General features: G+C 46.7%; 25 protein-coding genes, 1 riboswitch and 1 other annotated feature. Of the genes, 6 read left to right on the forward strand and 19 right to left on the reverse strand.

What is annotated here, in order from left to right:
* Positions 1 to 99 precede the first annotated feature (99 nt).
* From metE to M1E06_RS14210, 3 genes are all read left to right on the forward strand, one after another.
* The gene (metE, locus tag M1E06_RS14200) at positions 100 to 2388 is read left to right on the forward strand and encodes a 5-methyltetrahydropteroyltriglutamate--homocysteine S-methyltransferase (RefSeq protein WP_216904266.1); all 2289 of its coding nucleotides are present in this window, start codon (positions 100 to 102) and stop codon (positions 2386 to 2388) included.
* 207 nt (positions 2389 to 2595) lie between these two features.
* Complete coding sequence (locus tag M1E06_RS14205; RefSeq protein WP_020451108.1) at positions 2596 to 2910, forward strand: hypothetical protein; 315 nt, start codon at positions 2596 to 2598, stop codon at positions 2908 to 2910.
* Positions 2907 to 3620, forward strand: coding sequence for a hypothetical protein (locus M1E06_RS14210; RefSeq protein WP_026579821.1), 714 nt, complete (start codon positions 2907 to 2909; stop codon positions 3618 to 3620). Before M1E06_RS14205 ends, M1E06_RS14210 begins: the two co-directional genes overlap by 4 nt.
* Positions 3621 to 3780: 160 nt before the next feature.
* Here the strand turns inward: M1E06_RS14210 and M1E06_RS14215 are convergent, their stop codons facing one another.
* Complete coding sequence (locus M1E06_RS14215; protein WP_025812015.1) at positions 3781 to 4413, reverse strand: histidine phosphatase family protein; 633 nt, start codon at positions 4411 to 4413, stop codon at positions 3781 to 3783.
* A 146-nt stretch (positions 4414 to 4559) separates the two neighbouring features.
* Between M1E06_RS14215 and M1E06_RS14220 the strand changes: the two genes are divergently transcribed.
* Complete coding sequence (locus M1E06_RS14220) at positions 4560 to 5030, forward strand: nucleoside deaminase (RefSeq protein WP_020451105.1); 471 nt, start codon at positions 4560 to 4562, stop codon at positions 5028 to 5030.
* Between the two features lie 33 nt (positions 5031 to 5063).
* Here M1E06_RS14220 and M1E06_RS14225 read toward each other — a convergent pair whose 3' ends face one another.
* Positions 5064 to 5726 carry a hypothetical protein gene (locus tag M1E06_RS14225; protein WP_020451104.1) on the reverse strand — a complete coding sequence of 221 codons (663 nt, stop codon included), beginning with the start codon at positions 5724 to 5726 and terminating at the stop codon, positions 5064 to 5066.
* Between the two features lie 71 nt (positions 5727 to 5797).
* Positions 5798 to 6211 carry an organic hydroperoxide resistance protein gene (locus M1E06_RS14230; protein WP_020451103.1) on the reverse strand — a complete coding sequence of 138 codons (414 nt, stop codon included), beginning with the start codon at positions 6209 to 6211 and terminating at the stop codon, positions 5798 to 5800.
* A 160-nt stretch (positions 6212 to 6371) separates the two neighbouring features.
* On the opposite strand from M1E06_RS14230, the gene M1E06_RS14235 reads away from it, so the two are divergent.
* Positions 6372 to 6824, forward strand: a complete 453-nt coding sequence (locus M1E06_RS14235; RefSeq protein WP_020451102.1) for a MarR family winged helix-turn-helix transcriptional regulator — start codon at positions 6372 to 6374, stop codon at positions 6822 to 6824.
* A gap of 40 nt (positions 6825 to 6864) precedes the next feature.
* Here the strand turns inward: M1E06_RS14235 and M1E06_RS14240 are convergent, their stop codons facing one another.
* From M1E06_RS14240 to M1E06_RS14300, 13 genes are all read right to left on the reverse strand, one after another.
* Positions 6865 to 7287, reverse strand: coding sequence for an organic hydroperoxide resistance protein (locus tag M1E06_RS14240; protein WP_020451101.1), 423 nt, complete (start codon positions 7285 to 7287; stop codon positions 6865 to 6867).
* Between the two features lie 112 nt (positions 7288 to 7399).
* Positions 7400 to 8647, reverse strand: a complete 1248-nt coding sequence (locus M1E06_RS14245; RefSeq protein ID WP_020451100.1) for a glutamate-5-semialdehyde dehydrogenase — start codon at positions 8645 to 8647, stop codon at positions 7400 to 7402.
* 12 nt (positions 8648 to 8659) lie between these two features.
* A complete protein-coding gene (gene proB / locus M1E06_RS14250; RefSeq protein WP_025812022.1) occupies positions 8660 to 9757 on the reverse strand; it encodes a glutamate 5-kinase in 1098 nt (365 codons plus the stop codon).
* A 59-nt stretch (positions 9758 to 9816) separates the two neighbouring features.
* Positions 9817 to 10035, reverse strand: a binding site (T-box leader).
* A 55-nt stretch (positions 10036 to 10090) separates the two neighbouring features.
* Positions 10091 to 10993: a formyltetrahydrofolate deformylase gene (gene purU / locus M1E06_RS14255; protein WP_020451097.1), complete on the reverse strand. Its 903-nt coding sequence runs from the start codon at positions 10991 to 10993 to the stop codon at positions 10091 to 10093.
* 113 nt (positions 10994 to 11106) lie between these two features.
* The gene (locus tag M1E06_RS14260) at positions 11107 to 11421 is read right to left on the reverse strand and encodes a DMT family transporter (RefSeq protein WP_020451096.1); all 315 of its coding nucleotides are present in this window, start codon (positions 11419 to 11421) and stop codon (positions 11107 to 11109) included.
* Entirely contained in the window at positions 11421 to 11750 is a 330-nt protein-coding gene (locus tag M1E06_RS14265; RefSeq protein WP_020451095.1) for a DMT family transporter, read from the reverse strand. Before M1E06_RS14265 ends, M1E06_RS14260 begins: the two co-directional genes overlap by 1 nt.
* Positions 11751 to 11809: 59 nt before the next feature.
* A riboswitch (guanidine-I (ykkC/yxkD leader) is annotated at positions 11810 to 11912 on the reverse strand.
* A 46-nt stretch (positions 11913 to 11958) separates the two neighbouring features.
* Positions 11959 to 12480 (reverse strand): DinB family protein, encoded by a 522-nt coding sequence (locus tag M1E06_RS14270; RefSeq protein ID WP_020451094.1) that lies wholly within the window; start codon positions 12478 to 12480, stop codon positions 11959 to 11961.
* 4 nt (positions 12481 to 12484) lie between these two features.
* Positions 12485 to 12985, reverse strand: coding sequence for a small multi-drug export protein (locus M1E06_RS14275; RefSeq protein ID WP_020451093.1), 501 nt, complete (start codon positions 12983 to 12985; stop codon positions 12485 to 12487).
* Positions 12986 to 13077: 92 nt separating this feature from the next.
* The gene (locus M1E06_RS14280; RefSeq protein WP_020451092.1) at positions 13078 to 13827 is read right to left on the reverse strand and encodes a DUF1129 domain-containing protein; all 750 of its coding nucleotides are present in this window, start codon (positions 13825 to 13827) and stop codon (positions 13078 to 13080) included.
* Between the two features lie 4 nt (positions 13828 to 13831).
* Complete coding sequence (locus M1E06_RS14285; RefSeq protein ID WP_020451091.1) at positions 13832 to 14164, reverse strand: PadR family transcriptional regulator; 333 nt, start codon at positions 14162 to 14164, stop codon at positions 13832 to 13834.
* A 115-nt stretch (positions 14165 to 14279) separates the two neighbouring features.
* Positions 14280 to 15587, reverse strand: a complete 1308-nt coding sequence (locus M1E06_RS14290; RefSeq protein WP_230368373.1) for a pectate lyase family protein — start codon at positions 15585 to 15587, stop codon at positions 14280 to 14282.
* A gap of 209 nt (positions 15588 to 15796) precedes the next feature.
* A complete protein-coding gene (locus tag M1E06_RS14295) occupies positions 15797 to 16531 on the reverse strand; it encodes a DUF421 domain-containing protein (protein ID WP_026579830.1) in 735 nt (244 codons plus the stop codon).
* A 118-nt stretch (positions 16532 to 16649) separates the two neighbouring features.
* On the reverse strand, positions 16650 to 17168 hold the full coding sequence (locus M1E06_RS14300; RefSeq protein ID WP_023856769.1) for an acyl-CoA thioesterase: 519 nt from the start codon (positions 17166 to 17168) through the stop codon (positions 16650 to 16652).
* A 190-nt stretch (positions 17169 to 17358) separates the two neighbouring features.
* On the opposite strand from M1E06_RS14300, the gene M1E06_RS14305 reads away from it, so the two are divergent.
* Complete coding sequence (locus M1E06_RS14305; protein WP_020451088.1) at positions 17359 to 18225, forward strand: dimethylarginine dimethylaminohydrolase family protein; 867 nt, start codon at positions 17359 to 17361, stop codon at positions 18223 to 18225.
* Between the two features lie 26 nt (positions 18226 to 18251).
* On the opposite strand, the gene M1E06_RS14310 is transcribed toward M1E06_RS14305, so the two are convergent.
* The 3 genes from M1E06_RS14310 to M1E06_RS14320 all read right to left on the reverse strand — a co-directional run bounded on the left by M1E06_RS14310 (position 18252) and on the right by M1E06_RS14320 (position 21952).
* Positions 18252 to 19967 (reverse strand): patatin-like phospholipase family protein, encoded by a 1716-nt coding sequence (locus M1E06_RS14310; protein WP_025812033.1) that lies wholly within the window; start codon positions 19965 to 19967, stop codon positions 18252 to 18254.
* Between the two features lie 64 nt (positions 19968 to 20031).
* Complete coding sequence (locus M1E06_RS14315) at positions 20032 to 21045, reverse strand: ABC transporter ATP-binding protein (RefSeq protein ID WP_020451086.1); 1014 nt, start codon at positions 21043 to 21045, stop codon at positions 20032 to 20034.
* 19 nt (positions 21046 to 21064) lie between these two features.
* On the reverse strand, positions 21065 to 21952 hold the full coding sequence (locus tag M1E06_RS14320; RefSeq protein WP_059231328.1) for a C40 family peptidase: 888 nt from the start codon (positions 21950 to 21952) through the stop codon (positions 21065 to 21067).
* Positions 21953 to 21954 lie beyond the last annotated feature (2 nt).

Here is a 21954-nt window from a genome sequence, read left to right on the forward strand (position 1 = left end):
TATTTCTCGTTCGCAAAATGCTGTTTTCAGGCATTCACCTTCTCATTGTCCGAAGTGTGAGTGTCTTTTTTTATTGAACACTAAAAGGAGGAGACCAGAATGACAAATGTAAAAACGAGTAGCTTGGGATTTCCAAGAATCGGCTTGAACAGAGAATGGAAAAAATCGCTTGAGGCTTATTGGAAAGGAAACACAGACCGTGAGACCTTTTTAAAAGAAATGGACGAACAATTTTTAGCAGCCCTCCAGACCCAGCTTGATCAGCAAATCGATATCATACCGGTTTCCGACTTTACCCTGTACGACCACGTTCTTGACACGGCGGTGATGTTCAACTGGATTCCAAAAAGATTCAAGGATGTACATGATCCGTTAGATACTTATTTCGCAATGGCGAGAGGCACGAAAGATGCTGTATCGTGTGAAATGACAAAATGGTTTAACACAAACTACCATTATATTGTGCCTGAATTTGAAAAAGGCGCACAATACCGCGTGACGAGAAACAAACCGCTTGAAGATTATAAAAGAGCAAAAGCAGCATTGGGAACAGAAACGAAGCCCGTCATACTCGGCCTTTACACTTTCGTAGCCCTTGCAAAAGGCTATGAACAACAAGATATCAAAGATATTTATAGCCAAATGACGCCTCTTTACATCCAAGTTCTGAAAGAGCTTGAGCAGGAAGGCGGCAAATGGGTGCAAATCGACGAGCCTGCTCTAGTGACGGCTTCACATGAAGAAGCGGCTGCAGTCAAAGAAATCTATCAGACGATTACAGAGGAAGTCCCTGGAGTGAATATCCTTCTGCAAACCTATTTTGATTCGGTTGACGCTTATGAAGAGCTGATATCGTTTCCTGTCGCCGGGATTGGTCTTGATTTTGTTCATGATAAAGGGAAAAACTTCGAGCATTTAAAAGCGCACGGTTTTCCTAAAGGCAAAGTCCTTGCCGCCGGTATTTTAGACGGGCGCAACATTTGGAAAGCCAATCTCGAAGAACGCCTGGATCTGACGCTTGAGCTGATCCAGAGTGCGGGTGTTGACGAAGTCTGGATTCAGCCTTCAAACAGCCTGCTTCACGTCCCTGTCGCAAAACACCCGGACGAGCAGCTTGCCGATGATCTCTTGAACGGTTTATCTTTTGCAAAAGAAAAGCTTCTGGAGCTTACACTGCTGAAGAACGGACTTGTTTCCGGAAAAGCGGCCATCCAAACGGAAATCGATGAAGCGCACGGGCACCTTCAAGCTCTCAAACAATACGGTGCAGCGACAAATTCGGCCTTTGCCGAAGAAATAGACAAGCTGACCGAGGAAGACTTTAAACGCCCGACAGCTTTTGAAGAAAGACTGCGGATCCAAAATGAATCTCTCGGACTTCCTCTATTGCCGACAACGACGATCGGCAGCTTCCCGCAGACGGCGGAAGTGCGGAGCGCGCGGCAAAAATGGCGGAAAAAAGAATGGTCTGACGAGCAGTATGAAGTATTTATTCAGAAAGAAACAAAGAAATGGATTGACATTCAGGAAGACCTCGGACTTGACGTTCTCGTTCACGGAGAATTCGAACGGACAGACATGGTTGAATATTTCGGTGAAAAGCTCGGAGGATTCGCCTTTACCAAATACGCCTGGGTTCAGTCATACGGTTCCCGCTGCGTCCGTCCGCCGGTCATCTACGGAGATGTCGAGTTTAAAGAGCCGATGACGGTAAAAGAAACAGTTTACGCCCAATCCTTGACCTCGAAGAAAGTCAAGGGCATGCTGACAGGTCCTGTTACCATTTTAAACTGGTCCTTTGCCCGCTATGATCTGCCGAGAAAAGAGATTGCCTTCCAAATCGCCCAAGCTCTCCGCAAAGAGGTTGAAGCGCTCGAAAAAGCAGGCATTCAAATCATCCAGGTCGATGAACCCGCCTTGAGAGAAGGCCTGCCGCTTAAAGAACGGGATTGGGACGAGTACCTTAAATGGGCTGCCGAAGCGTTCAGACTGTCCACTTCATCAGTAGAAGATACGACGCAAATCCATACGCATATGTGCTACAGCAACTTTGAAGATATTATAGACACGATCGAAGATCTTGACGCAGACGTCATTACGATCGAGCACAGCAGAAGCCACGGCGGATTCCTTGATTATCTGGAACAGCATCCTTACCTGAAAGGACTCGGGCTTGGCGTCTATGATATTCACAGTCCCCGCGTCCCTTCCAGCGATGAAATGCTCACGATTATAGAAGATGCGCTGAAAGTCTGCCCGGCTGACCGCTTCTGGGTAAACCCTGACTGCGGTTTAAAAACGAGACAGCCTGAAGAAACGATCGCAGCGCTTAAACATATGGTTGAAGCAGCCAAACAAGCAAGGGGCAAACTCGCTCAGACTGTTTAATTCCACAAAAAATCCAACACAAACGCCGCCTGTTCACACGGGCGGCTCTTTTCATGTCCTCAGCCCTTTTTAGGCCGAAAGAACCGTTATATAAGGTACGTCCGCCCAAAAATCATTAAGACTTTTGATTCATTCGTACGATTTCCTTCCGTATCCTTTTCTTTTAACATATTTGTAGTAGATGATGGAAGGGAAGGAAAATATGTAGTGATTGACGATGGAATAGCGTTAGAACGAAAAATCAAACGAAAAATATATCAGGAAGACATTCACTCTCTTCAGCTATACGTAAAAGAAGTGACTGCCGCCATTGACGAGCTGAGGCAGGAAAGTTCTTCTATTTTAAAAGCACACCAAATGTATATCAACGGATGGCGCGGACAGGCGCGCGAAATGTATGACGCACTTTTGGACGATCTTGACCGGGCGGAATCGCGCGTGTATGACAGGCTGAGGGCCATTAAGGAGCAGGCGTCCGAAGAAATTGAGCGGCTTCAGCTGAAAGCCGAGGAGCTGACATGACGATCCGGCTGAACATCAATGATCTGCACGCGCTCGCCCGCCAATTTCGCTATTCCCACCAGCGAATCAGCGATTTAATAAACCTTTTGAACCGCCATTTTCATGTTCTTTTCTCCAGCGTGAAAACAGCAAGGACCTACGGGATCGATCAGGCGCAATCCGAAATGGAACATGAACTCAATGGATTTTTACACACGCTCGATGATTTGCAGCATCTTCTGCACTTTACAGAAATCCGCATGAAAAAGACCGATCAAATGCTTGCAGAGAAGCTCTTCCAGAGCGGCGGGCGTCTGGCAGGCTACCTGCCGATCATGTCTTTTTTGGCCGCGGCCAAATGTTCCCCTGACAGTTACAGACTGACCGCGCCGCCGCTGTCTGAACCGCTCGCTCTCATGAAGCAGATCAAACAAAACGGCCTGTCAGGACTCTTTACGAAAAAACGAGCCGCAGCATATATTCAGTTAGATGAAGAAGGACAGCAGCAGCTGTGGTCAGCACGCCGCATGATCAGCCGCACAATCGCCGACAACCTTTGCCTTCTGGCGTATCAGCAAATCGCAAAAGGCCCGCTTTCTCTTACGGTCTTCCTTTTCGGAAAAAAAGCGGAAGCAGATGCGGCAGATGTCAAAACCGTTTGTCTTTCAAAAAACAAAACGATTTCCGCTGCCACGCTCCACAGCTTCAGTGCCAAAATGTATTCCGGCTAAGAGGCTCGGAGCGGACTTTCACAGGATATGATGACAGCGGCGTTCAGGCAGGACGCCTGGATGGTTTGCCGCCGATCCTGTGAGCACCGCCTTTGCAGGCCTGCAAGGGTTTGTCGACACGCTAAAAGCCTGATTGTTGAAATCAGGCTTTTTGGCATGCCTACCAGGTGGCATTCTTTGCTTCTACTCTATGTTCCCCGTCTCCTTCTCTTTCGATTGTGACCTTTCCATCATCAGAAACTGTTACAACTGCAAGAGCTGTGTCATGAACATAGCTCGAGTTCCATAGTTCACTGACCGGCCTCTTTTTTAACAGATTCAAAAGCACCAAAATAAACACGGAATGGCTGACAATGAGGACATTGCCTTCCCGATGGCGGTGGAGAATGAATTCATACACCCGGCTGACCCGTCTTTCAAAATCGTAAAAGCTCTCCCCTTCATCAGGCATGTATGTTTCAGGCGCATTAAAATACGCTTCCAGCAAGTCAGGATCGCTTTGTTTGATCTCATCATACGTTTTTCCTTCCCAGCGGCCGATCGAGATTTCTTTTAATCTGTCGTCTGTTATAAAGGGAACACTGCGGTTCTGCAGCATAGCCCGCGCAGAATCAACAGCCCGGCCGCTTGGACTGGAATATGCGGCTTGGAATTGAACAGCTTTCAGCCGTTCGCCGAGGGCGTTTGCATTTGCCAGCCCCAAAGCCGTTAAATTGGAGTCTTCCCAGCCTTGCATTCTTTTTTCAATATTCCATTCCGTCTGACCGTGTCTTGCAATATACAATGTAAGCAAAACATCATCCTCCGTTCATCATTCTAGCATTCATTGTATGCGATGGTCCGTTCGAAATCAAACATACTGAATATTCTGATGCGCGTTTATTTTACAAGATTCATCAGCTATAATAAGAAGGCAAGACAACCAAGGAGGATACAGAAATGAATCATGAAACATTTTTGCAGCGCGCAATCGACCTTGCGGTGGAGAGCGTGAAAAGCGGCACGGGCGGACCTTTTGGCGCTGTGATTGTCAAAGACGGCCAAATTATTGCCGAGGGAAAAAACAATGTCACAACAAGCAATGATCCGACCGCGCATGCTGAGGTAACGGCTATTCGGCTCGCCTGTGAAGCACTTGGAGATTATCAGCTGAACGACTGCATTCTTTATACAAGCTGCGAACCGTGTCCAATGTGCCTGGGAGCCATCTACTGGGCGAGACCGAAGGAAGTTTACTTCGCCGCTCAGCATTCAGATGCCGCATCGGCCGGTTTTGACGATTCTTTTATTTATGAAGAAATCACAAAAACGCAAAGCGAACGGACAATTCCTTTTTATAAAATGGACCTTCAAGCAAAGCTTGAACCCTTTCTCACGTGGGAAACGACCGATCAAAAAGTGGAATATTAAAATAAAGAAAGCTTCCTGATGAAGGAAGCTTTTTCATTTTGAAGCTGACGGCTCATACCATTCAAGCTTTTGATCTTCAGATTCCAAATCAAGGCTTTCCGCCTTTCCATCCTTTTCAATTTCAAGCCTGACGATTTTCCCTTTCAGTTTTTCAGGTGCTTCGGCGACATCCCTCTCAAAATCGGCTGTTTTCTGATAAGTTTTTTCCCCTGCTTTTGTTTTGATTGTAATGTTTTGTTCCGATTCGCTGACAAACGCGGCAATGATTTTTCGGCTGCCGTCATTCTCCTGTTCATATACGCCGTTTTGGTCGGCTTTTGACTGCGGCATGAGCTCAGCTTCTTCGGCTTCTTGCGTTTTTCCGTCCACCTCTACCTTCACAAGCTTCCCGATTAAGTCATCATGGTCTTCTTCGCTGTGAAAACGGCTGCTTTTCGGGACAATCAGTTCCTTATCCTTTATTTCGAGCGTGATTTGGTCGTCTTCGGCATGAACATACTTGCCTATCAAATCAAAATCTTCTTCAGACCGGATATTTTTGTCAAGAGAATATGTTTTCAAATCAGGCGCTTTCTGTTTGGCCGTATCAGCCGAGGGTTGATTTCCGTTGTTCTCCTTCGCTCCGGTTCCGCATCCTGCAAGGACGAAGGCGGCAGAGAGCACGGCGAATACAAGCGCTTTTTTAAGATATGCCATTTGCTGCTCCTTTCTAAAAAAGAAAGCAAACAAGCTTTGTTTGCTTTCTCGTTTTCATCTTTCCCGTTTGTTTATTTTACTTCAAGGCTGACGTCGATATTTCCTCTCGTCGCTTTTGAATAAGGGCAAAAGTCATGAGCGGCTTCGACCAGCTCTTTCGCTTTTTCTTTGTCTACCCCGCCTGAGGTGACGATCAGCTTGACGCCGATTTTAAAACCGCCGTCACTCTCATCCTTCAGCAAGCTCACATGGCCCTCAACCTCAGAATCGATGTTAATGCCTTTTTGTTTTGCGACATGCTCCAATGCGCCGCCGAAGCACGCCGCGTATCCCGCCGCAAAGAGCTGTTCAGGATTTGTCCCTGATTCGCCTTCTTTTTTTTCATTTGGCATGACAATGTTGTGATCCAAAACCCCGTCATCTGATGTGACATGTCCTGATCTTCCGCCTTTTGCCGTGACTTTTGCTGTAAATAATGCAGTCATCCTGATTCCTCCTTACGTTTTTTTCCTCTACTCTTTATATTTCACAAAATGAGTTTTTTAAACATCCGTTTTTGTTTTTTCGGGTTTTCTGCAGAACAATGGGAAAAAAACGAAAAATCTTATACAATAAAAAGGAACATAAAAAAGAGTTGGTGAAACGATGACAAACGAATTTGAACATATGAGGCTTGACAGACAGCTTTGTTTTCTCCTTTATGCCAGTTCGCGTGAAATGACGAAGCTTTACAAGCCGCTGCTTGATAAACTCAATATTACGTATCCGCAGTACCTCGCACTCCTTTTATTATGGGAGCACGGGGAATTAAACGTCAAAACAATGGGCAAGCTCCTTTATCTCGATTCCGGCACACTGACGCCGATGCTGAAGAGGATGGAGCAGCACGGGCTTTTAACAAGGGAGCGGTCACCTGAAGATGAACGGTCTGTGGTCGTCAGACTGACAGCAGGCGGCCAGGCACTTCAGGAAAAAGCGAGCAGCATTCCGCAACACATGATCGCCCAGACCGATCTGTCGGCTGGCGAACTGAAGAACTTGAAACAAACGCTTGAATCCCTTCTGGCTTCATTGACGAAAAAAACAGATGCGCTGTAAAGACAGCAAAAAGGCGCCTTCGATATGAAGGCGCCTTTTTTTAAGAAATGACTTCAAGGCTGACATCAACATTTCCGGAAATCGCTTTTGAATACGGACAAACGGTATGAGCTTGATGAACGAGTTTTTCGAGCTCCGACTGTTCAACGCCGGTTCCTTTTACTTGCAGCGTGACACTGAGCTTATAGCCTCCATCTGCTTCATCTTTCAGAAGGCTGACGTTTGCCGTCACCTCTGTCTCCATTCGAAGACGCGCTTTTTGGGCGGTCAATTGCAATGCACTGTCAAAGCATGCCGCATATCCGGCAGCAAACAGCTGCTCCGGATTGGTGGCATTTTCGTTCTTCTTGGCTTTTGGCGTTCCCGGCATGGCCAGCTCCAGTTCAAGGACGCGGTCAGATGAGGTGACTTGTCCGTCTCTGCCGCCTTTGGCAGTAGCTTGCGAGGTAAATATAGGTTTCATGATTTATCGTCTCCTTTAATTTATATTGTGCACAATTAAATTTTATAAAATTAAATACGAAAACGCAACAAAAAAACATCCTGTCTGCATGTCAAGACAGGATGTTTCACTTTCATATCCGGATTTGCCCGTTTCCTTTAATGATATATTTAGAAGAAGTCAGCGCTTTAAGGCCCATCGGCCCCCTTGCATGAAGCTTTTGCGTGCTGATGCCGATTTCGGCGCCATAGCCGAATTCAAAGCCGTCCGTAAAACGCGTGGAAGCATTGTGGTAAACCGCTGCAGCGTCAACAGACGTTAAGAAAAACCGGGCGTTTTCCTGATTTTCAGTCAGAATCGCTTCCGAATGACGCGTGCCGTACTGCCTGATGTGCCGGATGGCTTCATCGATTCCGGCGACAATTTTGATGCTGACAACCGGCGCAAGAAACTCGGTTTCCCAGTCGGTCTCGCGAGCAGGAACCGCAGATGGCAGCAGCGCACATACAGCTTCGTCTCCCCTGATTTCAACGCCTGCTTCTTCAAGCTTTTGAAGCAGCGCTGTCGTATGCTTCTTCGCCCAGTCTTTATGGATAAGCACCGTTTCAATCGCATTGCAGACAGAAGGACGCTGCGTTTTGGCATTGATTACAACCTGCTCGGCCATGTCGGACCGAGCCGATTCATCAATGAATATGTGACAGTTTCCCGCGCCTGTTTCAAGGACAGGCACTGTGGATTCCCGCACCACCATATCAATGAGGTCTTTCCCTCCTCGCGGAATCAGGACATCCAAGCCGTCGTTTAAAGTGAACAGCTGTTTTGCCGCTTCCCTGCTTGTATCTTCAATGAGCTGAACGGCATCCTGCGGAAGCGCAGATTGTTCGAGCGCTTCTCTGATTACGCGGACGAGCGCTTGATTGCTGTTGATGGCTGATGAACTGCCCCGCAGGATGACGGCATTTCCCGTTTTCAAACAGAGGGTCGCGGCGTCGACCGTTACATTCGGCCGGGCCTCGTAGATCATGCCGACGACTCCGAGCGGAACCCTGACATTTTCAATGAAAAGCCCGTTGTCTTTGCGGATCGTTTCAAGCGTTTCCCCCACAGGATCTTCAAGCTTGATGAGCAGCATGACGGCGTCTGCCATATCATTCAGTCTCTCCGGCGTTAAGGCAAGTCGGTCAAGCAGCGCAGGTGAAAAGCCTTTTTCTTTGCCGCGAACGATATCTTTCTCGTTTTCTGCCAATATCTCATCTTGCTTAAAGCGGAGCGCCTCGGCGATGAAGGAAAGCGCCTCATTTTTCTTTGCAGTCGGCTGATGAACCAGTTCTTCTTTTGCGACTTTAGCCTTTTTTGCTTTTTCAATCACTTCGCTCATTCTTTCATCCCCTTATTCTTTAATACTTACCCAATCATTTCGATGGATGACTTCTATCCCTTCTTCATGATGGAACTCATCGCTTCGTTTCCCTTTCACCTCTTCAAGTTCTGCTGCGGAGTACAGCGTTTGGCCTTTTCCGGCCAAGCCGTTCGGTCCGTAAACTTCGACAACCGCCCCTTTCGGAAAATCCCCGGATATTGCTGTTACGCCGGCCGGCAGCAAGCTGCCGCCATTTTCGATAATCGCCAGCTCAGCCCCCTCATCAACGGTAATCTTCCCTGAGACAGGAGAGTGAAAAGCGATCCACTGTCTATGATTGTTGACGGAAGACAGGTCGGATTGGCCGATATAGGTGCCGTCCCCGTTTCCTTTTAAAATCTGAATCAGCTTATCATCTCCCTCTCCGGCGCCTATGAAAACATTGACGCCGAGTGAAAGAGCGGTTTTTGCCGCCAAAAGCTTCGACTTCATTCCGCCCGTCCCGACTTTTGAACCGGCGGATGCGGCGCAGCCCAAAAGTTCGTCCGTAATTTCGGGAATGTAATCAAAACGGCGGGCATCAGGATGTTCATTCGGATTCGAATCATAGAGGCCGTTAATATCCGTTAAAATGATGAGTTTGTCGGCATGAATCAGTCCGCTCACCAGGGCGGATAGCATGTCATTGTCCCCAAACGTCAATTCTTCAACAGATACCGAATCATTTTCATTAATAATCGGGACAAGCCCCCGTTCAATCAGTTCCATAATGGTCGCATATGCATTTCGATACCGTTCCCGTTTGGCAAAATCGTTTCTTGTCAATAAAATTTGCGCAGGCTTGATATCGCGGTCTGCAAAATGCTTGATGTATGTCTGCATTAACAAGCTCTGGCCGACGGCCGCTGCAGCCTGTTTCCCCTTTAGCGTGACAGGCCTCGCGGGATAGCCGAGCTGTAAAAATCCCGCAGCGACAGCGCCGGACGAAATAAAGATGACGTCGTGGCCTTCTTTTTTCAGAGCAGCTATCGCCCGAACATGGTCATTGATCTTCGCCTCATCGATGCTGCCTTTCGAATTGGTTAATGAACTGCTTCCGATTTTAATGACAATCCGTTGTTTTTTCACGTTTTTTCCCTCCGAGATGATCTGGCAGAAGCCAACAAAAAAAGCCCTTTTCGTCCAAATAAAAGGACGAAAAGAGCTTTCCGCGGTACCACCTTCATTGAATGCGCGAGAAAAAAGCGCACTCCTCTTTCCCCTTTAACGCCAGGGTATGCGCCCAGGTTTTCCCCCTGAGACTCCGAGGCAGGTTCAGCAGGTTTCATGTGGTGAAATGTTTCAGCATGCCATTTCACTCTCTTTCACAGAAAGAACTGCTTACTGGCCCTCTTCAACGCTCGTGATTTTTTATTATTATGCCTAGGAAAAACGCCTCTGTCAAGAGGGAGATCAAACAATTTAATTAAAGACGATCGTCTTGTTTCCATGCACGATAATCCGGTCTTCCAAGTGCCATTTGACCGCTCTTGCCAAAACGCTTCTCTCAATCGTGCGGCCGATGTTTTTCAATGCTTCCACATTGTCTCTGTGGTCGACCCGTTCGATATCCTGTTCGATGATCGGTCCTTCATCCAATTCGTTTGTCACATAATGCGATGTTGCTCCGATCAGTTTAACGCCTCTTTCATATGCCCGTTTATACGGATTCGCTCCGATAAAAGCCGGCAGGAATGAGTGGTGAATATTAATGATTTTGTTCGGATGAGCCGAGACAAAATCAGGCGTTAAAATCTGCATGTAGCGGGCGAGAACGATGACATCCGCACGATACTCTTCAAGCCATTTCAGCTGCTGTTTTTCCACTTCTTCACGGATGTCTTTGTTCGCTTTCATGTAAAGGAACGGAATATTCAGCGATTCAACGGTTTCTCTTGCATCTTCATGATTGCTGATAACCGCTGCAATTTCCGCCATCAAATTGCCGCTCTGCCACTCCCACAGCAGTTCATGCAGGCAGTGAAGCTCTTTTGAAACGAAGATAGCGACGCGTTTCAGCTCGCTCGCCAAATTCATGCTCCACGTCATTTGGAAGGACTCCGCCACAGTGGCGAATGTCGCTTTCATCTGTTCGATCTTTTTGCGGATGCCTTCGGCTTCAAACTCAATCCGCAGAAAGAACCGGCCTCCTTCAGGGTCTGTCGTATACTGGCTCGATTCAATAATATTCGCGCCATTTTCAAATAAAAAGGAAGAAACGGCGGCGACGATTCCAGGCTGATCCGGACAGCTGACCAGAAGGCGGGCCTTATCGTTATTGATTTCCTGATATTGCGATAACTGCTGTTTCATATATGCATTCATTTTCGTAAAACCCTCTTTGCTTGTAATTCGTAAACTATCTTTTCATTATACTGGAGTTTATTGAAAAATCAATTTACGGACGCCCATTTGCCATGAAGTGCACGGGCCGGACTCTAGCTTATCAGTTTCAGTCCGACGGCTGATCCCAAAATGAGCGCGATGAAAAAGATGCGTTTTCCGTCTTTCGGCTCTCCGTAAAACAGGATGCCGACAAGCGCACCTCCAACCGTGCCGATCCCTGTCCAAACTGCATACGCCGTTCCCATCGGCAGCGTCTCCATCGCAAGGGATAGCAAGAAAAACGAAGCGGCAAAACCGATGATCAACAATAAGATCCATCTCAGCCGCTTGTCTTTATGAAACTGGTTCATCATCGTCACGCCGAGCATTTCCAGTATACCGGCGGCGATGAGGCAGATCCATTCCATTATGACGCCTCCCCTTTCTCTTCATTTGTTACAAGCTTCAAGCCGATCACGCCGCATAGCAAAACACCGATCAGAGCAAGCTTGGCGATATTTGCCGGCTCATGAAACAAGACGATTTCGCAGACGACCGTTCCCGCTGTGCCGAGACCGGTAAATACGGCATACACGGTTCCGACCGGCAGCTTCTCTCCCGCCTTCACCAGTATATAAAAGCTCATCGCGACGGCCGCCGCCGTGCCGATCCATTCAAGAGCCGAATCAGCGTGTTTCAGCCCCATGACCCAGCCAATTTCAAACAAGGCTGCAAGTATGACACTGCCCCATCTCATCAAAATCCCTCCAATTCATTTTCAGCAAAAGAAAAAACCCGGGTTATCGATGAAAACGATACTCCCGGGCTTTTATCCCTCCGTGTGCATATGAACAAATCATATGTGTTTTCTCTCGGACCAGACCACATCCGAATGTGCGGAACCCTAGAAAACTTTAACGCTATGAAGTTTGCTAATTAGCATCATACCAAATCATTCGAAAAAATCAACTGTTTTGCTTGCGGTACTCCCCTAAGCAGGCCTGGATATGCGCTTGGTGATAGCGGTTATGATCAGACATATGCCAGATTCCCCAGCGGATGGTCGAAAACCCTCCCTCATACGGAACCTTCTTCAACAAGTCTGTTTCCGAGAAGCCTTTAACGGTGCGTTTCAACATCTCCAGCACCTCGTCATACCACTCGATTAACACGGATAAGGGTAAGCCTTTTACCTCAGGCAAACGTCCGTTTTCATCTGTCATCGGCCCGTATTTCTCTTCCAGCTCTCTGGGAAATTCGCTTCCCTTCAGCCTGTATACCCAGCGAATATCGACATTGATTAAATGATAGATCAGCTGGGCGATGCTGTTTTTGTCGCCATGCTCCCCTTTATATTCCAGCTCCTCCCGGCTGATGCCGGAGACGATTGATTTCAGCCGTTCGATGTTTTCATTGACCGCCGAAAAAAGCACCCCGACTGTCGGCGCCATCTCTTCAACTGGAGATAAATCCTTTAAAAACGGCATAACTTCACTCCTCTTGTTTAAAGATATTTTTCAGCAGCCCTTCATTTTCAGGAGCGAGGAAACTGAAACCGTAGTAGGCAGCGACAGCCGACACCGCTGTCCATACCGTGAGACTCCCCGTCATCCAGAGCGCCGTTTGCCTGTGCTTGGCCCCGAAGCCCATGCACATAAACGCGGTTAAGTGGGAGCCGATAAAGAAAGGTCCGACGAAAGAAAGGCCCGGGATGCCGTAGGTCAGCCATATTTTTTTCGCTCTGCTTTTCCTTTTTGAGAGCTTATCGGTCTCCGTTCCCCGCTCCCCGCGTTTTCTTTCAAGCCACGCCTTCACTTTGTCAATTAAAAAAATAAGCAGCAGTACAGTTAACAGATTTCCGAATAGTGCGATAATAGCGGACGGAACCGGTTTAAGCCCGGCAACGATCGCTAGCGGCACGACACCGATCACTTCAAACCACGGAATCGCAGCCAAAATAAAGACGAGTACATAGCCCCACATCATATCCATATATCGGCCACCTTTCATGCTCTGATCATAAACATTGTGATCGCCAAAAGGCAAGAGTCTTTACCTTAAAAAATATCATGCTCTTCCGTATTTCATTCATATTGAGCCGTATTTTTGGCACGCTTTGTCTCAATGAACATGACGAGCAACAGCCCGATATAGGGAATATAAGTTTCTGCCAGCATGGCTCCGGCTGAATCCCACTTCATATACTGAAACAAAAAATGCGTTCCGGCTAAAAGCAGCGGCAATATGGACAAGGCTGCAGCTTTCAACCTGAAAGACAAAAGTACGATCACGAGAAACGACAGAGCCATAATCAGCCAGCGGCTTCCCCCGTCAAACGAAAGAATAGGTGTCCCGAATTGCCGATCAATAAAAATAATCGCCAAAATCGGAAAAAACGTCAAAGCGGTGTACATCACCGTATACATGAAGGCCGTTTTCTTCCCTTTAAACGCTGAAACGCGGCCCAACAGCGGTAACATAGCCGCTGCCAGCAAAATATAAAGCGGATAGCCTGCCAGTACATAGACCGAATAATTGAGGCTGTCGTTCACGGCGTCACTGAATATAAAATAGGATATCGCGCCGATCAAAATGGCAAAGAACAACTTGGCGATCTCCCCAGGCCTTGATGAAAGCTCTTTTGACAGTGCTTGAACATATGACTTGGGAGAATCCCCAAAAATTTGCCGGACGGTTTTTCCTTCCTTTTCCCCTTCCAAGGCATGAACTGTCAGCTCATTCATGATCCCTTCGATTTCTTTGTCGCTTTTTCCTACAGACATTAAATACAATCTCATGTCGTCCAATACGTTTTGCATGTCTTTTGATAGCACGATTTCACTTCTCCTTCAGTTTTTTTTCGAGCAGCGCATTGACGTTCCCGGATAATGCCTTCCAACGCCCGATGAACGATCGAAGCTCCGCTTCGCCAAGGGGTGTCAGTCTGTAATATTTTCTCTTCGGGCCGCTCGCCGACCGTTTTAGTTCGGTCTCCACCCATTTTTCCTTTTGCATGCGCAGGAGAATCGGATAGATGCTTCCTTCGCTGATATCCGAAAAACCGTATCCTGCAAGCACCTTTGTCATTTCATAGCCGTATATCTCCCCTTCGGATATGACAGCAAGCAGACATCCTTCTAAAATCCCTTTCAGCATTTGCGTTGAACTCATAAGCCACCTCTTTTATGTATCTTGCAATACAAGATAGACGAATCATAACATATGGTATTTTGTATTGCAAGATACCCGAACAAAAAAAGCGGACACCATGTCCGCTTTGCGTATATTACTTCAGTTTTCCTGCGCCTGCCTGCGCTTCAACGATTGTCGGCACATCTTCTGCGTCGTCGATTTTTTCAAACAGCGTCGGCTTCCAGCCGGCCGATTTTTTGACAGACGTATGGTTTGCTTTGTTGTATGTGCTGACAACATCGATTTTTGCGACGCTTTTTTGGTTGTTTACGACCGTATCTTTTTCATATAAAGCGTCACCTTTAAAGACCTTCATCAATTTTTGAGGCTTCGTTCCTTCCGGCAGGTCGAAGTAGTTGTCCTCAGCATAAATTTTTGAAGAATAGCCTACACCCCATGAATAATTGTAGCTGTCTTTCGTGCTTTTAAAATAGTTGTTGTAAATGTGCACTTTTCCGTAGCGGACGCGCGGTGCCCGCTCTTTTATATTTTCGTAGAGATTGTGGTGGAATGTCACCCTTAAATGACCGTTGTCTGCTTTGTAGCTGTCGCTTGATCCGATAATCGTGTTTTTAGAATGTCCTGAAAATATGCTGTAGGATACCGTAATAAAATCCGACTGCTTTTTGATATCCAGCAGTCCGTCGTGATGCTGGAATTCACGCCCGAAATACGTTTCGTTCAGCTCATCAGGCTGATCTCCGTCATTGAATGAGCAGTGGTCGATCCAAATATTTTTGGACATTTCAATCAGCAGGTTGTCATATTCTGAATTCCAGTTTCCGCTGCTCCCATCCGTCGGATCCCAGCCAGGGAAGAAATCGTACGCGTTTTCGAATTCGATATTGCGGATAATGATGTTTTCCGCGTTTTTGACATAAAGGCCTCCGCCGACGATTTTCGCATCATCTCCGAGCCCGATTATCGTCGTGTTTGAACCGACTCTGATCAAGACACGCTCCCTCTGATTGTCTTTGGAGCGGAGCCTTGCCTCTTCAAGCTTTCCTGACGGCTCCTTTTTCCCCCATTTCTTCGGATCATAAGCTTTGAGATACGCTTCGATCGAATATTCAGGGTCTTTATAATCTTCATAGCCTAAAGGATTGTTGTCATCATCAACACTAAGATTGATTGTTCCCTTCACATAGATGATCTTCGGCGTATCATTTTCGCTGTTCTTTTTATTGTCTCCCCCTAATGCCTCAACAAGCTGCTTGCGGTTTTTGACCGTATATACCTGATCAGAAGAAGCGTCAGCGCCTCCGGTCGTTCCTTTTCCATAAGCGCCCCAGCCGTCTTTTGAGCCGAGGACGTCGCGTCCGTAGTCTGCCGCTTCGATTGGCACAGAAGTGCCGAGCAGCAGCAGGGCGCCCAAAATTATTACACTAAAAAACCTTTTCATCAATTGCACCTACCATCAAAATTTTTTCACAAAAACTAATATATGCTATAAAAATACAGAAAACAACATATTTTCCTCCTATTTTTTGTGACACCATTTTCAACTTTCATGACATATGACCCGTTTCATTTTACAGATGTAGCAAAGAACAGACTCTTAATATTTTTCTGAAATAACACAAAATAAAAAAATCGCCTATTCGGCGAAAATTAATGGTCTTGCCCCGGTTTATAAAGATATGGATCATCAGTTAACGGGCTGCCGGGATCTTCCCTATCAATCATAATCTCATTTTTTTCGTTCAGGGTGCCGAGCGTAATGGTTGGCAGCATCGCTTGCTTAATCCCTTGATCCTCTAATTTTTGAAACAGCCATTCTTTCGTTTTTTTCAAGTATTTTAAATTGTGTTCGATGATTTCGCCGTCTAAAATAAGCGGAATCGGCACGAAATTCCGCTTCGTCTCCAAGCTGAGGTCCCGCGGCTGTACAGGCCTCGCTTCCGATTTGGGAATCACGCTGATCTGGCCCGATTCTTCAATCAGGGCGATGTCGATATCTTTCGGATCGGCATAGCCTTTTTCGCGCAATTTGCCGAGCAGTTCATTGACGGTCAGCCGCTCTCTTTTTAATCCCCCTTCATCAATATTGCCGTTTCGAATCAGCACAGTCGGGCTGACGACAAGAAACCAGCGCCATTTATTGTGTAATGACAGCTTTTCAATCAACAAATAGAAGATCAGAAAGGAAAGGGCATAATAAATGGACATTGAGATTTTAGAAGTAAGAATCGGTTCGCTGATGATCGTTCCGATCGCAAATGTCAGCAAAAGATCGAAGTTCGTCATTTGCGAAACTGCTTTCTTCCCTGCGATTCGAAAAAGAATATAAGCTATAGAGAACACTAAAGCAGGTTTGGCTAAAAAAGTCCATACAAATTCAAGCATTTCACCCAAAACTTCTTTCCGTTTTTTGTCATTTATTTTGAACAAATATTGGGTTGTGTATTCATTGCACAGCAAAACCCCGGCAAACTGATGCTGAGCCGGGGTTTTGTTCGTATGTTTACCAAGGTTTGTCAACAGCCAGCGCCTGAGCCAGTGCTTTGCTGTGTTTGCGATGGTTTTTCCGTTCTTCGGCGCGCTGCCGGGCGGTCTGGTGCAGCATGATTTCTTCTTCAGACTGCGGTACAACTTGGGGAACGGCCTGAGGATTGCCGTCCTGATCAAGCGCCACGAAGGTTAAAAAGGATGTCGCCGCAAGCTTTCGTTCGCCTGTCAGCAAATGCTCTTTAATGACTTTGACGAATACCTCCATTGACGTTCTGCCGACCCATGTCACATAAGATTCAAGGCAGACTGAATCCTCCTGGCGGATCGGTTCGAGAAAATCGACGGAATCCATGGAAGCTGTCACGGTTTCACACCTCGAGTGTCTCGCTGCCGAAATCGAAGCGATATCGTCGATATAGCTCATCAGCTTGCCGCCGAACAAGGTGTTGTGATTGTTCGTATCAAGCGGAAATACCCTGCTTGTTTTGACAACTTTTGATTCTTTGCAGTATCTCTTTTCAGGTCCATTCATCATCCATTACTCCTTTGATGTCTACTAAGATGCGTTTGTAAAGTGGATTTTTTCTATATTAAACACTATTAGAATTCATTTGTCTAAACTTTTTTATCCGGCTGACTGTCAGATTTTCTGGCTAAAAGGTTTATTTCTCGCTGCGGGAAGGGAATAATGAAATGACTAAAGAGAGGACGGGGGAATCAAAATGGACTCAGCATTATCGAAAAAAAACCGCGGGGCGGGCTGTACAAGCGAATACGACGTCTTAAAAAAAGTGGTGTTATGCAGACCGGAATATATGGAGATTGCAGAAGTGATCAATGAAACACAAAAGTATTTTCAAAAAGATAATATCGATAAAACGCTGGCCGTCCGCCAGCATCATACATTGATAAAAGAATTGGAGAGCCGGGGTATTGAAGTCGTGATTCTGCCTGCTTTAAGCCAATTTCCGGAACAGGTTTTCACGCGCGATATCGGGTTTACGATCGGAGACACTGTGTTTTCCGCGCAGCTATCAGCCGACATCCGCCAGGGCGAAGAAAACGTCCTGCAGGAATGGCTGGCAAAAGAACAGATCTCCTGGGCCACATTTAATGAAGGCTATCAAATCGAAGGCGGCGACATCCTCGTCGACCAAAATACCATATATGCCGGTATCAGCCACAGAACGACGTTCTCGGCCGTCCAAGAACTGAAGCGCAGGCTTCCCTCTTATGAAGTCATACCGGTTCCGTTTGAAGAAACGTTCCTTCATCTGGATTGCGTCTTCAACATTCTTTCGCCGACAGAAGCGCTTGTCTATCCAAAAGCCTTAGGAGAAAGAGAATACGACGTCTTGAAAAAACGCTATGAGATGATTGAAATTACGGATGATGAACAGTTCCAACTCGGTACAAACGTTCTGTCCATCGGCAATAAAACCGTGATCAGCCTGCCTGTTAACCGCCACGTGAATCAGGAGCTCAGAAAAAGGGGCTATACGGTCATCGAAATCGACTTATCCGAGATCATAAAATCCGGCGGGTCTTTCAGATGCTGTACATTGCCGATTGAGCGTAGCTGTACGTAAAAGAGCCTCAGAATGAAGGCTCTTTTTTACGCTTTTCTTTTTAACTTTTGCATACTGCCAAAGTATAAGAAGAGCTTATCAAACACTAGAAGGTACATATTCACAAAGATAAATCCCGTTAAAGCGATCAATACCGCAGGAACAATTTTAAACAAAATTTTGATTGCAGGGTTTCTGAGTCGACCGGTATATATTGCTTTTAAAAGAAGTACATACAAAATTGGCAAAATGAAAAGCACTGTTGGCAAGGATATATTAGAAGGAATCTCGATGTTAGGCATAAGCATAATTCCTATAAATACCGCAACTAAAATGCCGATATTCCCCAGACCTCTGTTTATTCTAAAAGGTTTAAACAACGTTTTGCTTGAAGCTGTTAAAAGCCTTTTATAATATGGATGAATCTCTTCTGCCGTAAGCCAGCTATCTATTTCGAAAAAGCGGTAATTCTTTGGTTTTATAGGAGACTTCGCGGCAAGATCCTTTATTTGGGATCGCTTAAACTCGTACTCGCTCATTTTGTACCCGTCAAGCATTAATGAGTAGGCTTCGACTTCAGAAAAAGAGTCAAGATCTGTCCGGACTTTTGAAAGCAGGTTTTGAACTTCTTCGTTGACACCGTATGTGTGGTAAGGCCCTTTAAACGAGCAGCCTTGTCTTTCTTGATTTTTGATCGGGATCGAGTCAATTGACAGCCGCTTTTTCAAGTGCAACAATGCTGTCGTGCGATGGTATTTTTTCATATGGCCTGAAATCTGTTTTTCCCTCACCAGATCGGCGAGAATGCTGGCGCTTCGCCCCACAACTCCAGGGATATGCGTGGACGGTTCTTTTTCGCTTTCCATTTGCTTAGACGCATCACTAATAATAAAATGAGTGCACTTAGGTCTCTCACTCAACAGAGTACTAATCCCTTGGTTATCATGAACACCCCCATCAGCAAGCTGCACCCGAATGCCTTCCTCATAAAGATCACTGATGGCAAGGGGGACAAAGACTCCAGGGACGCTTGCTGAAGCAGCAACAGCATGGCCCAGCCTGAAACAACTATGCTTGCACGGTCCGCGTTTCCGTTTATTTTGTTCTTCACACCGTGAATGACAGTTACTTTTACATAAGTCTTGATAGGATTTGACACGTTCCAATTTGAAATTTCCATCAACAAACAAAAGACTTTTATCCCTATCGATTTCCCCCATTCCCGAATTGGTAAATACCCAATTATGGCCGTTATTTAAAACAGTGGCATTCATCAATAGCTTGGGAATTTTCGCATTTTTTATAGTCGTGTTTATTGTTAAATCGTGCATGTAGATACATCGCTTGCATTCGCAAAACGCACCCACTGGTTTGAACATGAATTTTTCAAAAAGTTCGCCTGCATAGTCGCTGCGCGAGTAGTTTGGCAAACACATTTTCAAGTTTTTCAAAGGGTTAGTAAAGGTGCGAAGTCTGATGTTGCACTGGACTGCTCTGAGAAAATCGTTTTGTATCTCGACCATCATATTTTGATAATCTTCATCTTTTACTTCAGCTCCTTTTTTACTTTCATACAGCTTTTTTAAACGCAGGTAGTACAGTGTACCGATGATTGACCCTCCTGAAACTGCTGAAATCAAGTCAACGTGACGAAGCAGGCCTATATCAGCCATCCTTGACAAAACTCCAATATGAAAAAATCCGGCGCGAAATCCGCCGCCGGAGAGAGCCAAACCCAGTTTATACGTCTTATCTTCCAGCATCTTCATGTCTCCTTTTTGATTGTTATTATTCTTATAGAGAGCACGAATTATGCTGGGATTTGCTTCACCTCGCCTGCAGTGTCACCTTCAGGCCGTCGTCCTCTTTTCTCACATCTCCGTCATACAGATGGCAGGCGACAAAATGACCGTCATCGGCTTCTTTTAAGAGCGGTTTTTTGGCGGCGCAAATGTCCGTCGCGGCGGGACACCTCGTTCTGAACACGCAGCCGCTCGGCGGATCGATCGGACTTGGCAGCTCGCCTTTCAGTATGATTCGTTTCCGCTTATCTTCCACATCCGGATCGGGAATCGGGATAGCCGATAAAAGCGCCTGGGTGTAAGGATGCAGCGGTTCTTGATAAAGTCGGCCGCTGTCGGTGATCTCGACCATGTGCCCGAGATACATGACGCCGATCCGGTCGCTGATGTGCTTCACCATGGAAAGATCGTGGGCGATAAATAAAAACGTGAGCCCTTTTTCCTTTTGCAGCTTTTTCAAAAGGTTGACGACTTGCGCCTGGACGGAGACATCAAGTGCAGATATCGGCTCATCAGCGACGATAAATTCAGGCTCAAGCGCAAGCGCCCTGGCGATGCCGATTCTTTGCCTCTGTCCACCGCTGAACTCATGGGGATAGCGATTGGCAAAGCTTTTGTGCAGGCCGACTGCTTCCAGAAGCTCGTCCGCTTTTTCAAGACGCGCCTTTTTCCCTCCGTACAGGCCGTGGATTTCCATGGGCTCTGTCATAATCTCCCTGACCGTTAGCCGCGGATTTAGTGAAGCATAGGGGTCTTGAAAAATCATTTGAATTTTCCGGTTATACTGGAATGATTCATCATCGCTCAAATTGTGGATGTTTTTCCCCCGATATGTAACCTCGCCCTCTGTCGGCTGATAAAGGCGCATCAGCACCCTTCCGGAAGTCGACTTGCCGCAGCCCGATTCTCCGACGAGCCCGAACGTCTCTCCTTCTTTAATATCAAATGAAATGCCGTCGACAGCTTTGACCGTTTTGCCCCTTCCTGCGTCAAAGTGCATTTTCAGACGGCTTACTTTCAATAAAGCGCCGGTTTGCATGCCAATCCCCCCGTTTTAATTAAAAATAGCGCCTGATGGCACACAGCTCTTTTTCATAAATTGTGCCTTTAAGAGGTATGACCTCAATCGATTTTCCCGTTTTTGGAGAGTGCAGCATCTCTCCGTTTCCGCAGTAAATGCCGACATGGTGAACCCGCCCTTTGCCTTCTTCATATGCGAAAAACAGTAGATCGCCCCGCTTCGGGCTGCTGAAGGACACCTCTTTTCCGCTGTTCGCCTGATCGCCGGCATCGCGCGGCGCTGAGCAGCCGTTCGCCTTCAGCATATTGAAGACAAATCCTGAGCAATCGTAGCCAAAACCGCTCATTCCTCCCCAAAGATAGGGCAGGTTCAAAAACGCCTCACCGGTTTGAACGATGTCGTCTCCACTGCCTTTTACAGGTGTTTCGATATCCGCATCTTCTTTTTTCAGCCATCTGCGTCCGAGCGGTGTATCAACCTCAAACCAAATGCCGTCCGAAGACAAAACGGGCAGCTTAGTGAGAAAGCTCAGCTCAAGAACTTTCATTTTCTTGTCATCATATAGAAAAGCCGTCGGTTTTTGAATGACGGCGCTTGTCTCAGACTTCGCCGGGCTTTTTTCGGCCAGGCATTCCTTTGGTATCCAGCCCGGGTAGCCGCGTTCGTCTTTTGCAGACGGCTGCCCGGGAATGATGACGAAAGCCCAGCCTTCCCGCTCTTTTATAAGCTGCACATCTTCTCCGAAAAGCACCTGTGTTTGAACAAGGTTTGCCGTACACAGCTCAAGACGCTCATCGAAGGACATTGCGTCAAGCCAGCTTCTTACATGTACGGGATTTGCCAGCATCAACCGGTCAATGCGGCGCGGTGCTTCCGGACTGGTCCAGACGTTGGCGACCGAGACGGTTGTCGTATAAAGGCTCATTC

Source organism: Bacillus sp. AK124, assembly GCF_053903085.1.

What these genes read in the sequence shown, in the direction of transcription:
- metE (WP_216904266.1), top strand. Translation starts at nt 100, where the DNA reads ATGACAAATGTAAAAACGAGTAGCTTGGGATTTCCAAGAATCGGCTTG.
- M1E06_RS14210 (WP_026579821.1), top strand. Translation starts at nt 2,907, where the DNA reads ATGACGATCCGGCTGAACATCAATGATCTGCACGCGCTCGCCCGCCAA.
- M1E06_RS14220 (WP_020451105.1), top strand. Translation starts at nt 4,560, where the DNA reads ATGAATCATGAAACATTTTTGCAGCGCGCAATCGACCTTGCGGTGGAG.
- M1E06_RS14225 (WP_020451104.1), bottom strand. Translation starts at nt 5,726, where the DNA reads ATGGCATATCTTAAAAAAGCGCTTGTATTCGCCGTGCTCTCTGCCGCC.
- M1E06_RS14230 (WP_020451103.1), bottom strand. Translation starts at nt 6,211, where the DNA reads ATGACTGCATTATTTACAGCAAAAGTCACGGCAAAAGGCGGAAGATCA.
- M1E06_RS14235 (WP_020451102.1), top strand. Translation starts at nt 6,372, where the DNA reads ATGACAAACGAATTTGAACATATGAGGCTTGACAGACAGCTTTGTTTT.
- M1E06_RS14240 (WP_020451101.1), bottom strand. Translation starts at nt 7,287, where the DNA reads ATGAAACCTATATTTACCTCGCAAGCTACTGCCAAAGGCGGCAGAGAC.
- M1E06_RS14245 (WP_020451100.1), bottom strand. Translation starts at nt 8,647, where the DNA reads ATGAGCGAAGTGATTGAAAAAGCAAAAAAGGCTAAAGTCGCAAAAGAA.
- purU (WP_020451097.1), bottom strand. Translation starts at nt 10,993, where the DNA reads ATGAATGCATATATGAAACAGCAGTTATCGCAATATCAGGAAATCAAT.
- M1E06_RS14260 (WP_020451096.1), bottom strand. Translation starts at nt 11,421, where the DNA reads ATGGAATGGATCTGCCTCATCGCCGCCGGTATACTGGAAATGCTCGGC.
- M1E06_RS14265 (WP_020451095.1), bottom strand. Translation starts at nt 11,750, where the DNA reads ATGAGATGGGGCAGTGTCATACTTGCAGCCTTGTTTGAAATTGGCTGG.
- M1E06_RS14270 (WP_020451094.1), bottom strand. Translation starts at nt 12,480, where the DNA reads ATGCCGTTTTTAAAGGATTTATCTCCAGTTGAAGAGATGGCGCCGACA.
- M1E06_RS14275 (WP_020451093.1), bottom strand. Translation starts at nt 12,985, where the DNA reads ATGGATATGATGTGGGGCTATGTACTCGTCTTTATTTTGGCTGCGATT.
- M1E06_RS14285 (WP_020451091.1), bottom strand. Translation starts at nt 14,164, where the DNA reads ATGAGTTCAACGCAAATGCTGAAAGGGATTTTAGAAGGATGTCTGCTT.
- M1E06_RS14290 (WP_230368373.1), bottom strand. Translation starts at nt 15,587, where the DNA reads ATGAAAAGGTTTTTTAGTGTAATAATTTTGGGCGCCCTGCTGCTGCTC.
- M1E06_RS14295 (WP_026579830.1), bottom strand. Translation starts at nt 16,531, where the DNA reads ATGCTTGAATTTGTATGGACTTTTTTAGCCAAACCTGCTTTAGTGTTC.
- M1E06_RS14300 (WP_023856769.1), bottom strand. Translation starts at nt 17,168, where the DNA reads ATGAATGGACCTGAAAAGAGATACTGCAAAGAATCAAAAGTTGTCAAA.
- M1E06_RS14305 (WP_020451088.1), top strand. Translation starts at nt 17,359, where the DNA reads ATGGACTCAGCATTATCGAAAAAAAACCGCGGGGCGGGCTGTACAAGC.
- M1E06_RS14310 (WP_025812033.1), bottom strand. Translation starts at nt 19,967, where the DNA reads ATGCTGGAAGATAAGACGTATAAACTGGGTTTGGCTCTCTCCGGCGGC.
- M1E06_RS14315 (WP_020451086.1), bottom strand. Translation starts at nt 21,045, where the DNA reads ATGCAAACCGGCGCTTTATTGAAAGTAAGCCGTCTGAAAATGCACTTT.
- M1E06_RS14320 (WP_059231328.1), bottom strand. Translation starts at nt 21,952, where the DNA reads ATGAGCCTTTATACGACAACCGTCTCGGTCGCCAACGTCTGGACCAGT.